General features: G+C 56.5%; 11 protein-coding genes and 3 tRNA genes. 2 read left to right on the forward strand and 12 right to left on the reverse strand.

All coding sequences use genetic code 11. From position 1 onward, the window contains the following. Positions 1 to 15 precede the first annotated feature (15 nt). The 4 genes from OZ656_RS12420 to dbpA all read right to left on the reverse strand — a co-directional run bounded on the left by OZ656_RS12420 (position 16) and on the right by dbpA (position 5,044). Positions 16 to 1,350 (reverse strand): sodium ion-translocating decarboxylase subunit beta, encoded by a 1,335-nt coding sequence (locus tag OZ656_RS12420; RefSeq protein WP_031209652.1) that lies wholly within the window; start codon positions 1,348 to 1,350, stop codon positions 16 to 18. A gap of 13 nt (positions 1,351 to 1,363) precedes the next feature. Then, positions 1,364 to 3,151 carry a sodium-extruding oxaloacetate decarboxylase subunit alpha gene (gene oadA / locus OZ656_RS12425; RefSeq protein ID WP_183581307.1) on the reverse strand — a complete coding sequence of 596 codons (1,788 nt, stop codon included), beginning with the start codon at positions 3,149 to 3,151 and terminating at the stop codon, positions 1,364 to 1,366. Positions 3,152 to 3,193: 42 nt separating this feature from the next. Next, a complete protein-coding gene (locus OZ656_RS12430; protein WP_011784486.1) occupies positions 3,194 to 3,445 on the reverse strand; it encodes an OadG family protein in 252 nt (83 codons plus the stop codon). A 225-nt stretch (positions 3,446 to 3,670) separates the two neighbouring features. After that, the gene (dbpA, locus tag OZ656_RS12435; protein ID WP_153741341.1) at positions 3,671 to 5,044 is read right to left on the reverse strand and encodes an ATP-dependent RNA helicase DbpA; all 1,374 of its coding nucleotides are present in this window, start codon (positions 5,042 to 5,044) and stop codon (positions 3,671 to 3,673) included. 104 nt (positions 5,045 to 5,148) lie between these two features. Between dbpA and OZ656_RS12440 the strand changes: the two genes are divergently transcribed. Next, the gene (locus OZ656_RS12440; protein WP_153741340.1) at positions 5,149 to 5,685 is read left to right on the forward strand and encodes a DUF2058 domain-containing protein; all 537 of its coding nucleotides are present in this window, start codon (positions 5,149 to 5,151) and stop codon (positions 5,683 to 5,685) included. 100 nt (positions 5,686 to 5,785) lie between these two features. Here OZ656_RS12440 and OZ656_RS12445 read toward each other — a convergent pair. From OZ656_RS12445 to alaS, 6 genes are all read right to left on the reverse strand, one after another. After that, positions 5,786 to 5,862: transfer RNA gene (locus OZ656_RS12445), tRNA-Arg, on the reverse strand. Between the two features lie 20 nt (positions 5,863 to 5,882). After that, positions 5,883 to 5,959, reverse strand: a tRNA-Arg gene (locus tag OZ656_RS12450). Between the two features lie 55 nt (positions 5,960 to 6,014). After that, positions 6,015 to 6,104 (reverse strand) — tRNA-Ser (locus OZ656_RS12455). A gap of 126 nt (positions 6,105 to 6,230) precedes the next feature. Then, positions 6,231 to 6,428 (reverse strand): carbon storage regulator CsrA, encoded by a 198-nt coding sequence (csrA, locus tag OZ656_RS12460; RefSeq protein ID WP_011784483.1) that lies wholly within the window; start codon positions 6,426 to 6,428, stop codon positions 6,231 to 6,233. A gap of 172 nt (positions 6,429 to 6,600) precedes the next feature. Continuing rightward, positions 6,601 to 7,839: an aspartate kinase gene (locus OZ656_RS12465; RefSeq protein ID WP_011784482.1), complete on the reverse strand. Its 1,239-nt coding sequence runs from the start codon at positions 7,837 to 7,839 to the stop codon at positions 6,601 to 6,603. Positions 7,840 to 7,944: 105 nt separating this feature from the next. Further along, positions 7,945 to 10,575, reverse strand: coding sequence for an alanine--tRNA ligase (gene alaS, locus OZ656_RS12470; RefSeq protein WP_199451769.1), 2,631 nt, complete (start codon positions 10,573 to 10,575; stop codon positions 7,945 to 7,947). 158 nt (positions 10,576 to 10,733) lie between these two features. On the opposite strand from alaS, the gene OZ656_RS12475 reads away from it, so the two are divergent. Beyond that, positions 10,734 to 11,270, forward strand: coding sequence for an RDD family protein (locus OZ656_RS12475; protein WP_011784480.1), 537 nt, complete (start codon positions 10,734 to 10,736; stop codon positions 11,268 to 11,270). 8 nt (positions 11,271 to 11,278) lie between these two features. Here the strand turns inward: OZ656_RS12475 and lptG are convergent, their stop codons facing one another. Together lptG and lptF are read right to left on the reverse strand one after the other, a co-directional pair. Further along, on the reverse strand, positions 11,279 to 12,340 hold the full coding sequence (gene lptG, locus OZ656_RS12480; RefSeq protein ID WP_022991724.1) for an LPS export ABC transporter permease LptG: 1,062 nt from the start codon (positions 12,338 to 12,340) through the stop codon (positions 11,279 to 11,281). Then, a complete protein-coding gene (gene lptF, locus OZ656_RS12485; RefSeq protein ID WP_114435061.1) occupies positions 12,333 to 13,436 on the reverse strand; it encodes an LPS export ABC transporter permease LptF in 1,104 nt (367 codons plus the stop codon). The genes lptG and lptF overlap by 8 nt, the downstream gene beginning before the upstream one ends. Positions 13,437 to 13,559: the final 123 nt, after the last annotated feature.

The following is a 13,559-nucleotide window of genomic DNA, read 5'->3' on the forward strand; positions in this document are numbered from 1 at the left end:
CAGTGTCGGTAAGGATCAGCCGAGCAGCTTGATCATTACCCCCGCTGCAACCGCAGAGCCAATAACACCGGCCACGTTCGGACCCATTGCGTGCATCAGCAGGAAGTTCTGCGGGTTGGCTTCCAGGCCCACCTTGTTGGAGACCCGCGCCGCCATCGGCACCGCGGATACACCTGCGGAGCCAATCAACGGGTTGATCGCTTCCTTGGTGAACTTGTTCATCAGTTTCGCCATCAGTACACCGGAAGCCGTGCCTACACCGAAAGCCACAATACCCAGGCCCAGGATACCCAGCGTCTGGCCATCCAGGAACTTGTCGGCCATCAGCTTGGAGCCAACAGACAGACCCAGGAAGATGGTTACGATGTTGATCAGCGCGTTCTGTGCGGTATCGCTCAGACGCTCTACCACGCCACACTCACGCATCAGGTTACCGAAGCAGAACATACCCAGCAGCGGAGCCGCATCGGGCAGGAACAGAACCACGGCAATCAGAACAACCAGAGGGAAGACAATCTTCTCTTTCTTGCTCACCGGGCGCAGCTGCGACATCTTGATGGCACGCTCTTTCTCGCTGGTCAGCGCCTTCATGATCGGCGGCTGGATCATCGGCACCAGCGCCATGTACGCATAAGCAGAGACGGCAATCGCACCCAGAAGATGCGGGGCCAGTACGCTGGATACGTAGATGGAGGTGGGGCCGTCGGCGCCACCAATGATGCCGATTGCAGCGGCCTCGAGGATATTGAACTCCAGTATTCCCGTCCAGTCCAGCAACGCCGCGCCAATAACGGTACCGAAAATACCGAACTGCGCAGCCGCACCCAGAAGCAGGGTTTTGGGGTTAGCAAGCAAAGGGCCGAAATCGGTCATCGCCCCTACACCCATGAAAATCAGCAGAGGACCAACGGTACTGCCGATAATCACAGAGTAGAAGTTATACAGCATGCCATTGCCGTAGCCGTAATCCTGCGCAATGGAGTTGGCCATCGCCATTTCGGAATAACTGGCTTCTTTCACCGCTACTTTGAAGGCTTCTTTCAGCTCAGGCGTAATCGCCTGTCCGACCTGATAGGCCACATCCAGCGGCGCCGCCAGTGCAGCCAGAACCTTGGAGTTGCCACCCTGCAAAGCAAAGTGAATAGCGTTTTCAGCCGCAGTCAGGGCAAGCCCTGCCTCCGGAATATTCGCCAGAATGCCACCAAACCCGATGGGCACCAGCAGCAACGGCTCAAACTTCTTGTTGATCGCAAGATAGAGAAGCAACAGGCCAATAGCGATCATGATCACCTGGCCCAGCTCGATGTTGAACAGGCCACTGCCTGTCCACAGTGTCATTAATTTATCCATGGAATGCTGGCCCTTATGCGATTGTCAGCATTTCATCATCAGGGGAGACGGCATCACCGACCTTGATGAAGACTTCGCCGATAGTACCGGCTTTCGGTGCGCGAACCTCGGTTTCCATCTTCATGGCTTCGAGGATAATCAGCACGTCACCTTCCTCAACGGTGTCACCCGGAGAAACCAGAACCTTGAAGATGTTACCACCCAGCGGTGCCACCAGAGGCTCGCCTTCGCCTGCCGCCGGAGCGGGTGCGGAGGAAGCGGCCGGAGCAGACGCGGCGCCACCGTCACCCTGGATCTGGGTAATCTCGCCACCTTCGGAAACCGCCACCACAAACTTCTTGCCGTTAACTTCAACGGTGTAAGTCTCCGGGCCTGCGGCTTTCTTGGCCGGTGCGGCGTCTTCTGCGGTCGGTACCGGCTCGAACGCATCCGGGTTGTTGCGGTTCTCCAGGAACTTCAGGCCGATCTGTGGGAACAGCGCGTAGGTCAGCACGTCGTCTTCAAGATTGTCGGCCAGCTTGATGCCCTTCTCGTCCGCCAGCTTCTTCAGTTCGTCGGTCAGCTTGTCCATTTCTGGCTCAAGCACATCTGCAGGACGACAGGTCATGACTTCCTTGCCATCCAGCACACGCTCCTGAAGCTCTTTATTCATAGGGGCTGGCGCTGCGCCGTACTCACCCTTCAGAATGGCGGAGGTTTCCTTGGAGATGGACTTGTAACGCTCGCCGGTCAGAACATTCAGTACCGCCTGGGTGCCGACAATCTGCGAGGTCGGGGTCACCAGCGGAATGAAGCCCAGGTCTTCACGAACCTTGGGAATTTCTTCCAGCACCTGGTCAAACTTGTCGCTTGCGTTCTGCTCACGCAGCTGGTTTTCCATGTTAGTCAGCATGCCGCCCGGTACCTGAGCAATCAGGATGCGGGAATCAGTGCCGCGCAGGCTGCCCTCAAACTTCGCATACTTCTTGCGCACCTGGCGGAAATAGGCGGCAATTTCTTCCAGGAGGTTCAGATCAAGACCGGTGTCACGATCGGTACCTTCCAGGATGGCAACAACAGCCTCGGTGGGCGAGTGACCATAGGTCATGCTCATGGAGGAAATAGCAGTATCCACGTTATCGATACCGGCTTCCGCAGCCTTGATGGCGGTAGCGGTCGACATGCCGGTGGTGGCGTGGCACTGCATGTGGATAGGGATATCCAGCTCTTTCTTCAGGCGGCTGACCAGATCATAGGCCACATACGGCTTGAGAATACCGGCCATGTCCTTGATCGCGATGGAATCTGCGCCCATGTCGGCGACTTCTTTCGCCAGATCTACCCACATATCGATGGTGTGCACAGGGCTGGTGGTGTAAGCAATCGTACCCTGGGCATGCTTGCCGGTCTTGCGAACGGCCTTGATCGCGCGATCCATGTTGCGGGGATCGTTCATGGCATCAAAAATACGGAACACGTCTACGCCGTTCTCGGCGGCACGCTCACAGAAACGGTCAACCACATCATCCGCATAGTGACGATAGCCCAACAGGTTCTGGCCGCGCAGAAGCATCTGCTGGCGAGTATTGGGCATGGCTTTTTTAAGTTCGCGGATGCGCTCCCAGGGGTCTTCGCCCAGGTAACGGATACAGGCATCAAAGGTAGCCCCACCCCAGGATTCCAGCGACCAGAAACCCACTTTGTCGAGTTTCTCGGCGATTGGCAGCATGTCGTCCAGACGCATGCGGGTGGCGAGCAGGGATTGGTGGGCGTCACGCAGAATTACGTCCGTAATCCCCAGCGGTTTTTTCGTGTCAGTCATCGTGTCAGCCTTCTGTTAAAAGGTTCTAATCGTGTACCGGGGTCACTTCTTGTGGCGTGACCGGTATTGTGCAATCGCCTTCTTGATGGCCTCGGCGGTGTCAGGGTCAACCGACGTGGGCGCCTTCGGCTTGGCACGTGGCGTTCTGGCCGGGGTTGCCGGCTCTGGCGGCGCAAACCGCAGGATGATTTTGGACATCAGGCCGGTCGCGAATACCAGAATAATCAGGAACACGAACACGAAGCCCATGCCGGCAATCATCAAGTCTACGGCTTGTGACATCAGCTCATTCATATCGAACAGCTACCTGTATTGGTTTGTTGATTTCCCCGTACCGCCCGACAAGCCACCACTAAAACTAAAGTCTAATGGCCCGGCGGAACAATTCGGGAGGCAAAATCCTGCGTAATTTACCGTTTTCAATGACCAGGAGCAACCTGAAGCACGCATTTCTATAGGGACTTTCCGAGCGTCCCGGCCTGAAATGACAGCTGCTGAGACAATCTCACCCAGCTCTAATCATGCATATCTAACCCGGAATTTCCGGCCTTTCACCTTACCTTTCTCCAGCCGCGCCAGCGCCTGGGACGCCCACCGGGACTCAACCGCCACGAAGCACTGAAAATCGAACAGGTCGATTTTGCCAACGGCAGCGCCGGGAATACCAGCCTCGCCGGTAAGAGCTCCCATCACGTCGCCAGGGCGCACCTTGTCTTTGCGACCGCCAGCCAGGCACAGCGTTTTCATGGCCGGCGTAACCGGGCGCAACGCCTCCGCCAGCAACGCCTCCGTATCGCCCCACAACACCGGCTCGCCCCGCTCCGCTTCCAGGCGCGTAATCTTGTGGCCCTGGCGCGGAGTGCAAAGAGTAACCGCATGCCCCTGCTCGCCTGCCCGGCCGGTACGGCCCACCCGATGGGTGTGCACCTCGGGATCCCGCGCAGGCTCGGCATTGATGACCAGTGGTAGCCCTTTGATATCGAGCCCTCTTGCCGCCACATCGGTAGCCACCAGTACCGTACAACTCTGGTTGGCAAATCGAACCAGAGCGCTGTCCCGTTCACGCTGGTCCAGATCGCCGTGTAGCGACAACGCCGAAAAGCCAAGACGACCCAGTTCATCCGACAGCTCATCACAGTCCCGTTTGGTGGTACAAAACACCAGAGACGACACCGGCTGGAAACGGGAAAGCAGCGCTGCCACGGCCGCCGCCCGCTGATCCGGCTGAATTTCGTAAAAGGATTCTTCAATGGTGATGGTGGCCGCTTTTGATTCCACCCGCACATCTTCCGGCTTGCTCTGGAATTGCTCGCTCAGCTTTCTGATGGCCGGCGGCCAGGTGGCGGAGAACAGCAGCGTCTGCCTGCCACCGGGGGCTTGGGAGACAATGCTGGTGACCACCTCCTCGAACCCCATATCCAGCATACGGTCCGCCTCGTCCAGCACCAGCACTTTCAAGCCATCCAGCGAAAGCGTACCTTTGCGCAAGTGGTCATCTACCCGGCCAGGGGTACCCACGACGATATGAGCGCCATGGCTGAGCGACCCGATCTGAGGGCCGATAGGCACACCACCACACAACGTCAGCACCTTCACGTTATCTTTGGCCCGTGCCAGCTCTCGCAACGCTTTGGCCACCTGATCCGCCAGTTCCCGGGTGGGACAAAGAACAAGACTCTGAACCTGGAAGCGTCGCGGAACGATGGTCTCGATAATCGGTATCCCGAACGCCGCTGTCTTGCCGCTGCCGGTTTGCGCCATGGCAATCACGTCCTTGCCCGCCAACGCAAGCGGAACTGCCTCTGCCTGAACCGGCGTGGGTTGCTGGTAACCCAATTGATCAAGATTGGCCTGCATGGCCGCGGAAAGACCAAGCGCTTTAAAAGATGACATAGAAAAATCCGTGGGGTGGGTTGTGATGGGTTATTGAGAGAATGCTGACGGCGTATACTTAACGTTTGATCGCACCAGTTTATCATGAATTCACGGAGTCGCTGATGGCCTCACTGCAGGAACAGTTATTAAAGGCCGGGCTGGCCGACGAAAAGAAAGCCCGGGAAGTACGAAATGAAAAACGAAAACAGAGAAAGCAACAGCCCAAAGGCGCCACGACCGTAAACGAAGCCGAAGAGCGCGCCCGCAAGGCTCGCCAGGAAAAGGCCGAGCGGGATCGGCAGCTCAACCTTGAGCGCAAGAAAGAGGCTGAGAAAAAGGCGATTCAGGCACAGATTCGGCAGCTGATTGAAACCAATCGCCTGGACCGGAGCCGCGGCGAAACCTCCTACCAGTTTGTCGACGGCAAGAAGATCAAGAAGATTCTGGTGAACGAACAGATGGTGGACCAACTCTCTCGCGGCCGTCTGGCCATTGTGGCGCTGGGTGACAACTATGAGATTGTCCCGGACAGGGTGGCCCGGAAGATTATGGAGCGCGACGAGAGCGCCATCATCTCAATGCATGACCGAAAACAGGATGACGCAGGCGAAGACGACCCGTATGCAGGGTATGAAATCCCCGACGATTTGATGTGGTAAAGACAATAAAAAACCCCGCACAAGGCGGGGTTTTTTTATTTTGTATAGCAAAACGCCTCAGCCTGTGAGGTACACAAACTGAGGCGCTTTGATTTTAATATGGCGCGGCTGGGAGGATTCGAACCTCCGACCGCCTGGTTCGTAGCCAGGTACTCTATCCAGCTGAGCTACAGCCGCTTGAAACTGATTTGCGATGTTGGCGCGGCTGGGAGGATTCGAACCTCCGACCGCCTGGTTCGTAGCCAGGTACTCTATCCAGCTGAGCTACAGCCGCGCATCGCAACGTTGAGTGCTACCTCAACTGTTCTCACTTCTCTCCGGGGAGAAAATGGCGGAGAGGGAGGGATTCGAACCCTCGGTACGATTGCTCGTACGGTTCCTTAGCAGGGAACTGGTTTCAGCCACTCACCCACCTCTCCTTGAGAACGGGGCGTATACTACCATAATTTTTCTGTTTTCATAGGGTTGACACGACTTTTTTCTGGCCGATTTTCCCCACAATCAAAAAAGCCGTCCGGGTTACCCTCGAACGGCTTTTTAACTGATCAACGATTGCCCGATTCCGGCTCTTCGGAGCCTTTTTCAGATTGAATTCGCTGATAGATTTCTTCGCGGTGAACCGCCACATCTTTTGGCGCGTTCACACCGATGCGTACCTGATTCCCCTTTACACCCAGAACGGTGACGGTAATTTCGTCGCCGATCATGAGGGTTTCGCCAACACGGCGAGTTAAAATCAACATATCCCTTACTCCCTATTCCAGAGCTACCTGTTCCGACAAACACTACTGTTTACTTATTGCTTTTATAATGAGATCACTTCAGACACTAAAGACGCAGAAATACTTATACTTACCTGAACCCTGATAGCTATCTTCAATGACCTTGATCAGAGAGCATTTGAGACTTCCCGCCTCAGGCACTCTCCTCCACCCCGGCTTTATCCAGCTCGAACGCACTGTGCAGTGCGCGAACGGCAAGCTCGAGATACTTCTCATCAATCACCACCGAAATCTTGATTTCTGACGTGGAGATCATCTGAATATTGATGCCCTCATTGGACAGCGCTTCAAACATCTTGGTTGCAACGCCCGCATGGGAGCGCATACCCACGCCCACAATGCTGACCTTCGCGATCTTGGTATCTCCACCCACTTCACCGGCACCCAGCTCGGCGGTAACACCGCGCAACACTTCCTGGGCCCGTTTGAAATCGTTGCGATGCACCGTAAACGTAAAGGCAGTCTTGTTATCCTCGCCCACGTTCTGAACGATCATATCTACTTCGATATTAGCATCACTGACGGGCTTGAGAATCCGCAGTGCGCTGCCCGGTGTATCGGGTACACCAGAGATAGTCAGCTTGGCTTCGTCACGATTGAAAGCAATGCCGGAAACAACCGGTTGTTCCATGGCGTTCTCATCCTCAAAAGTAATCAGGGTGCCCTCGCCTTCCTGAAAGCTGGACAACACCCTTAATGGAACGTTGTATTTACCTGCAAACTCAACTGAGCGAATCTGGAGTACCTTAGAACCCAGACTAGCCATCTCGAGCATTTCTTCAAATGTAATGCGCTCCAACCGGCGGGCACTGTCCACTACCCTGGGGTCAGTTGTGTAAACACCATCTACATCAGTATAGATCTGGCATTCATCGGCTTTCAGTGCCGCCGCCAGGGCAACCGCCGTGGTGTCAGAACCGCCACGGCCGAGCGTGGTGATATTGCCGTTGTCATCAATGCCCTGGAAGCCGGCTACCACAACCACCCGACCGGCATCCAGATCTTCCCGCATGCGCTGCTCATCAATCTGCTTGATACGCGCCTTGGTATGGCTGCTGTCCGTGAGAATCCTGACCTGGGAACCGGTGTAGGACCGGGCATCGCAGCCCCGCTTCTGGAGAGCCATGGACAACAGGGCAATGGTTACCTGCTCGCCGGTGGAAACCAGAACGTCCATCTCACGGGGGGTAGGCTCATCCATAATATCGTTGGCGAGTGCAATCAAACGGTTGGTTTCACCGCTCATGGCCGAGACCACAACCACGACATCGTGCCCTTCTTTGCGGAACCGACAGACCTTGTCAGCTACCGCTTCAATCCGCTCGGTTGTCCCGACGGACGTACCACCAAATTTCTGAACCAGCAGAGCCATGTTTCCCAAACTCCGAAACGGGGTGTCACAACGGGGCTAGGCGCCCCGCCATTAAAAACAAACGGGCGGGATTATAAACCTCCGCCCGTATCAGAAAACAGTTGTTTACCCGATATTTTGCTCAACCCAGGCCGGTACACCAGCCAGGGCTTCGGCCAGACGGGATGGATCATTACCACCACCCTGGGCCATGTCGGGGCGACCGCCGCCTTTGCCATCTACCAGCGAGGCCAGATGCTTCATTAAAACGCCAGCCTTGATGCGGTTGGTGGCGGACTTGGTAACACCGGCCACCAGCACCACCTTTCCGTCTTCGACAGTGGCCAGCACCACAACGCCCTCGCCCAGCTTGTTCTTGAGCTGATCCGCAGTTTCCATCAAGGCCTTGCGGTCAGCGCCTTCCATCTCGGAGGCCACCACTTTCAGGCCTGCCACTTCGACCGCGGAACCAGCCAGATCAGTACCCGCGGAACTCGCCAGTTTTGCTTTCAGGGCATCGACATCCTTCTCAAGCTGGCGATTGCGGTCCAGAACCTGCTTGACCTTGTCGACGACAGAATCACGGGTGCCCTTCACCAGACGTGCGGTCTCGCGCAGTGTACGCTCGGTTTCATCAACCCATTCCAGCGCACCCAACCCGGTTACAGCCTCAATACGACGAACGCCAGAGGAAATGCCGCTTTCGGAGGTAATGCGGAACAACCCGATATCGCCGGTACGGGCAACGTGAGTACCACCACACAGCTCAACAGAGTATTTGTCGGTACCCATGGTGAGCACCCGTACTACATCGCCGTACTTCTCGCCGAACAGAGCCATCGCTCCTTTTTCCTTGGCGGTATCCATATCGGTAATGTCGATATCTACCGGCGTGTTCTCCAGGATCTGTTCGTTAACCGTACGCTCGATCTCTCTCAGCTGCTCCGGCGTCACGGCTTCGAAATGGGAGAAGTCGAATCGCAGTTTGTCCGGGTCGACCAGCGAGCCCTTCTGGGTAACGTGTTCACCCAGGATATTGCGCAGGGCCGCATGCAGCAGGTGCGTAGCCGAGTGGTTGCGCTTGGTGCGCTCACGACGGGCATGATCAATCCGCGCATCCACTTCCAGCCCGGGGAACAGCTCACCTTCAATCAGGGTGCCCACATGCAGATGGTTATCCCCTTCTTTGCGGGTGTCGGTTACCTGGAAGCGGCCACCGCTCCAGGTCAGCAGGCCGGTATCACCCACCTGACCACCAGACTCCGCATAGAACGGCGTGCGCTCCAATACCACCACACACTCATCACCCGCTTCCGCGTTACGCTCCTCACCGTTGACCAGCACCGTGCGGATACGTTCATGGCCGTCGACGTGGTCATAACCGGTAAACTCGGTCTTGCCCTCAATCGTGATGCCGGCGGCATTGTAGTCGATACCAAACTTGCTGGCGGCACGAGCCCGGTCGCGCTGGGCCTCCATGGCTTTTTCGTAGCCTTCGTAATCCAGAGTCAGGCCACGCTCGCGGGCAATATCGTTGGTCAGATCGACCGGGAACCCATAGGTATCGTAAAGGGTAAACACGGTTTCACCGGGAATCTCGGTACCCTTCAGCTCCGCAATGTCCTGCTCCAGCAGGCGCAGGCCTTTGTCCAGGGTCTTGGCGAACTGCTCTTCCTCCTGCAGCAACACCTTTTCGATCTGCTTGCGACTACTCACCAGCTGCGGATAAGCCTCGCCCATCAGTTCAACCAGAGCGCCGGTAAGCTTGTAGAAAAACGGCTGGGTAGCACCGAGCTTGTTGCCGTGGCGAGCTGCGCGACGAATGATTCGGCGCAGAACAAAGCCGCGACCTTCGTTGGACGGCATCACGCCGTCGGCAATCAGGAAGGCGCAAGAACGGATATGGTCCGCCACCACGCGCAGAGACGCTTCTGTGGTGGCCGCACCACCCAGGATGTCGGATGCCGCCTTCAACAGGTCCTGGAACAGGTCGATTTCGTAGTTACTGTGAACACCCTGCAGAACCGCAGCAATCCGCTCAAGCCCCATGCCGGTGTCCACCGAGGGCTTGGGCAGGTTCAGCATCTCGCCATCGGCAGTGCGGTTGTACTGCATGAAAACCACGTTCCAGATTTCGATGTAGCGGTCGCCATCTTCTTCCGGGCTGCCGGGAGGCCCACCTGCCACATCCGGGCCGTGATCGAAGAAAATCTCGGTGCACGGGCCACAGGGTCCTGTATCACCCATCTGCCAGAAGTTATCGGAGGCGTAGCGGGCGCCTTTGTTGTCGCCGATGCGCACAATCCGTTCCGCCGGCACACCGATTTCCTGGTTCCAGATATCAAAGGCTTCGTCGTCTTCGGCGTAAACCGTTACCCACAGCTTCTCCTGGGGCAGGTTGAGGTGCTGTTCGCCAGTCAGGAAAGTCCAGGCAAAATTAATGGCCTCGCGCTTGAAGTAATCGCCGAAGCTGAAGTTGCCAAGCATCTCGAAGAAGGTATGGTGGCGCGCGGTATAGCCCACGTTCTCCAGATCATTGTGCTTGCCACCGGCACGCACACATTTCTGGGAGCTGGTCGCTCGTGTATAGTCGCGCTCCTCGCGGCCGAGGAAAAGATCCTTGAACTGGTTCATCCCCGCGTTGGTAAACAGCAGAGTGGGATCATCGTGGGGTACCAGTGAACTGCTGGGCACAATGGCATGCCCTTGCTGCTGGAAATATTCGAGGAATGCTTGTCGCAACTCTGCGGTTTTCATAGACCTTTGATACCTTTCGACCTGATACACCTTGCCAGACACCCGCCGAATGAACCGCCGGGTCTGAGGTTAAATGCGATTACTTACATGCGTGTGCAAATCGGCTACTCTAGCACACGCCGAGAACTTGAAAAACGTGAAAACTCACAGGAGACGCCATGCCCCGACGCTTTCATGAAGCCGATGAACTTCTGCCACCGGCGACCGGCCTGAAACGCGCCCTGGCCATTATTTACGATGGACTGATCAGTATCGCCGTGCTGCTTGTCGCCAGTTGGGTATACACCATGATTGCTGGATGGATTACGGGTTGGGATCGCTATGAACAAATGGCCGAAGCCGGTGAACTCTCAGGAGACCCGGGGCTGACCTTCGTTCTGTTTCTGGTGCTGTATCTGTTTTTCGCCTACTTCTGGACCCGCATCGGCCAGACCCTCGGCATGCAGGTATGGCGCGTTCGCATCGAGAATCTTGATGGCACCTCCGTGAGCTGGACCCAGGCCCTGATTCGCTATGTTACCGCTGCGATCATCGTTTTCCTGAGCATTCTCGGCGCCTACTACCTGGGCGCGCTGACGTTGTTGCTCAGCATCCCGGCCATCATCGCGCTGTTCTATCCCATCAATGGGTTGTCGCTGACCGACCGCACCTCCAACAGCGTGGTTGTTCAGGTGGCCAGGCCCGAGAAAAAATAGGTCCGGCACTACCCTGCCCGACGCATCAGGACGGCTCCGACAATACCGTTAACAACAATCGGAGCCAGCACCGCGATCAGCGGATTAAAGCCATAAACCATACTCATCGGCCCCAGCAGATCCTGCATATACTTGAACAGCAATCCCACCAGCAGACCGGTAAATACCCGGAACCCCATGGTCACAGACCGCAGTGGCCCGAACACAAAGGAGATGGCGACCAACACCATCACCGCCGTGCCCAGGGGCATCAGTGCCTTTTTCCAGAACGCGAGCCAGTATTGTGCCGCACTCAGCCCCTGCTCTCCGAGATAGGCCGCGTAGGTATACAGGCCCGTCATCGACAGATTCTCCGGCTTCACAATCAGTACACTCAGCACGCTCGGCGACAGGCCGGTCTCCCAACGCAGTGACGCACTCACATCACGCACGGTCCGCTCCGGTTCAATACGGGTGGAAGTCACGTTCTCCAGCAACCAGTAGTCGCCCTGGTAGATGGCACGCTCGGCGAAGCTGGCAACCTGCAGTTGCCGGGCATCGTCAAACCGGAACATCGAAACCCCATGCAACACACCGTTTGGCTGAACCGCATTCAGGTGCATGAAGGTATTGCCTTCGCGATGCCACACCCCTTCGGCGGAAGCCATGCTGCTCCCCGCACCTAACGCCACCGCCTTGTCACTCTGGGCAATGCGTTCGGTGATCGGCGCGACATACTCACCTATCGCCACGCCGAGCAGAACCACGATCAATGCCGGCTTCATGGCGGACCAGACAATGCGTTTGAGCGACACGCCGGCTGCCCGGATCACCGTCAGCTCCGAGGAACTGGCCATGGAGCCGAGGCCGACAAGGCACCCCATGAAGGCACCAAGAGGCAGGTAATCGTAGATTCGCCGGGGCAAGGTCAGCGCCACATACCACAACGCCTGCAGGGTTTGATATTCGTTGCGCGTATCTTCCAGTTCAGCAATGAACGCAAAGATCACATCCAGCGACAACACCACAACCATAACCAGGAACATGGCGCCGCCAACGGTACGCATGACATAACCATCGATCTTATGCACGCTGGCGCCCCTCCCTCTCAAGACGACGACGGTTCAGCCACCCGGGGCCAAACTGCAGCCACAGGCCGAGCGCCAGGAACAGCGCATGCACCCAGAGCATACCCACCCACTCAGGCACCTTTTCATCCGCCAGCGCATCCCGGGCCACAATCAGTAAACCCAGATAGGTGATGTAAACCAGCATTGCCGGCAATAAATGGAAAAAACGCCCCTGGCGGGGATTCACCCGACTGAGCCGAACGGCCAGCAAGGTAACGATCGGCACAATCAGCGGTAGCGATATTCGCCAATGCAGCAGAGCACGATCTTCCGGATTATCTGAATGCCACAGTGCCAGAGTGCTCAGGCCTTCCTCCAGCTCCTTACTGCCCTCCTGGCCGCTGACAATCTTCAAACCGTAGGCTTCAAATTCAGTGACATTGTAATCAAGCCTGCCGGGAGTGCCCTGAAAACGACCACCATCCTCCAGCACCAGAAACCGGCTGCCGGTTTCCTCATCAATAAACTGGGAACCAGACTCCGCAGTGATCAGAGTGACACCCTTACCATCCTTGTCGTACTCGGCAATAAACACCCCCTGCAACTGGCGCTTGTCGTCGCTCAGGGCCTCGGTGTAAGTAACCCGATCGCCGGAGGTAAAGTCCTGAAACCGCCCCGGGGCCAGCATTTCAAACTCGGTGGCCTTTCGTTGCTCGTTAAAGATGTGCTCCACCTGTTTCATGCCCCAGGGAGAGATGTAAAGACTCATGGCCCCCACCACCAGCATGACCGGCAGCGCTCCAAGCAACGTTTTCGCCAGCAACTGCTTTTCACTCACACCGCAGGCGAACAACACCGTCATCTCGCTTTCGAGGTACATCCGCCCATAGGCCAGCAGAATTCCGATAAACAGGCCCAGAGGCAGAATTAATTCCAGAAACCCGGGGAAACGATACCCCATAATCGCAAACAGGACGCCGGCCGCAATCTCGCCCTCAGCAGCATCGGCCAGATACTTGATAAAACGCCCACTCATAAACACCAGCAACAGAATGCCAGACACCGCAAGCATACTGACCATGATCTGGCGAATGAGGTAACGGAAGATAATACTCAAATCAGTCTCTCTGGCGGCGCCGTCATTGGAGATGGAGGTTAAGGAGAACAGCGCGTATTCTATGTAACCTCGCCGACGAATGACAGTACGGGGCCTACACGATAAAACCATCGTAACGAAGCG

This window comes from Marinobacter sp. LM1, from assembly GCF_042763285.1.
Classification (GTDB): domain Bacteria; phylum Pseudomonadota; class Gammaproteobacteria; order Pseudomonadales; family Oleiphilaceae; genus Marinobacter; species Marinobacter nauticus.

Excerpts from the sequence above, each read along its gene's own strand:
- oadA (WP_183581307.1), bottom strand. The coding sequence starts at position 3,151 with ATGACTGACACGAAAAAACCGCTGGGGATTACGGACGTAATTCTGCGT.
- OZ656_RS12440 (WP_153741340.1), top strand. The coding sequence starts at position 5,149 with ATGGCCTCACTGCAGGAACAGTTATTAAAGGCCGGGCTGGCCGACGAA.
- csrA (WP_011784483.1), bottom strand. The coding sequence starts at position 6,428 with ATGTTGATTTTAACTCGCCGTGTTGGCGAAACCCTCATGATCGGCGAC.
- dbpA (WP_153741341.1), bottom strand. The coding sequence starts at position 5,044 with ATGTCATCTTTTAAAGCGCTTGGTCTTTCCGCGGCCATGCAGGCCAAT.
- alaS (WP_199451769.1), bottom strand. The coding sequence starts at position 10,575 with ATGAAAACCGCAGAGTTGCGACAAGCATTCCTCGAATATTTCCAGCAG.
- OZ656_RS12475 (WP_011784480.1), top strand. The coding sequence starts at position 10,734 with ATGCCCCGACGCTTTCATGAAGCCGATGAACTTCTGCCACCGGCGACC.
- OZ656_RS12430 (WP_011784486.1), bottom strand. The coding sequence starts at position 3,445 with ATGAATGAGCTGATGTCACAAGCCGTAGACTTGATGATTGCCGGCATG.
- OZ656_RS12420 (WP_031209652.1), bottom strand. The coding sequence starts at position 1,350 with ATGGATAAATTAATGACACTGTGGACAGGCAGTGGCCTGTTCAACATC.
- OZ656_RS12465 (WP_011784482.1), bottom strand. The coding sequence starts at position 7,839 with ATGGCTCTGCTGGTTCAGAAATTTGGTGGTACGTCCGTCGGGACAACC.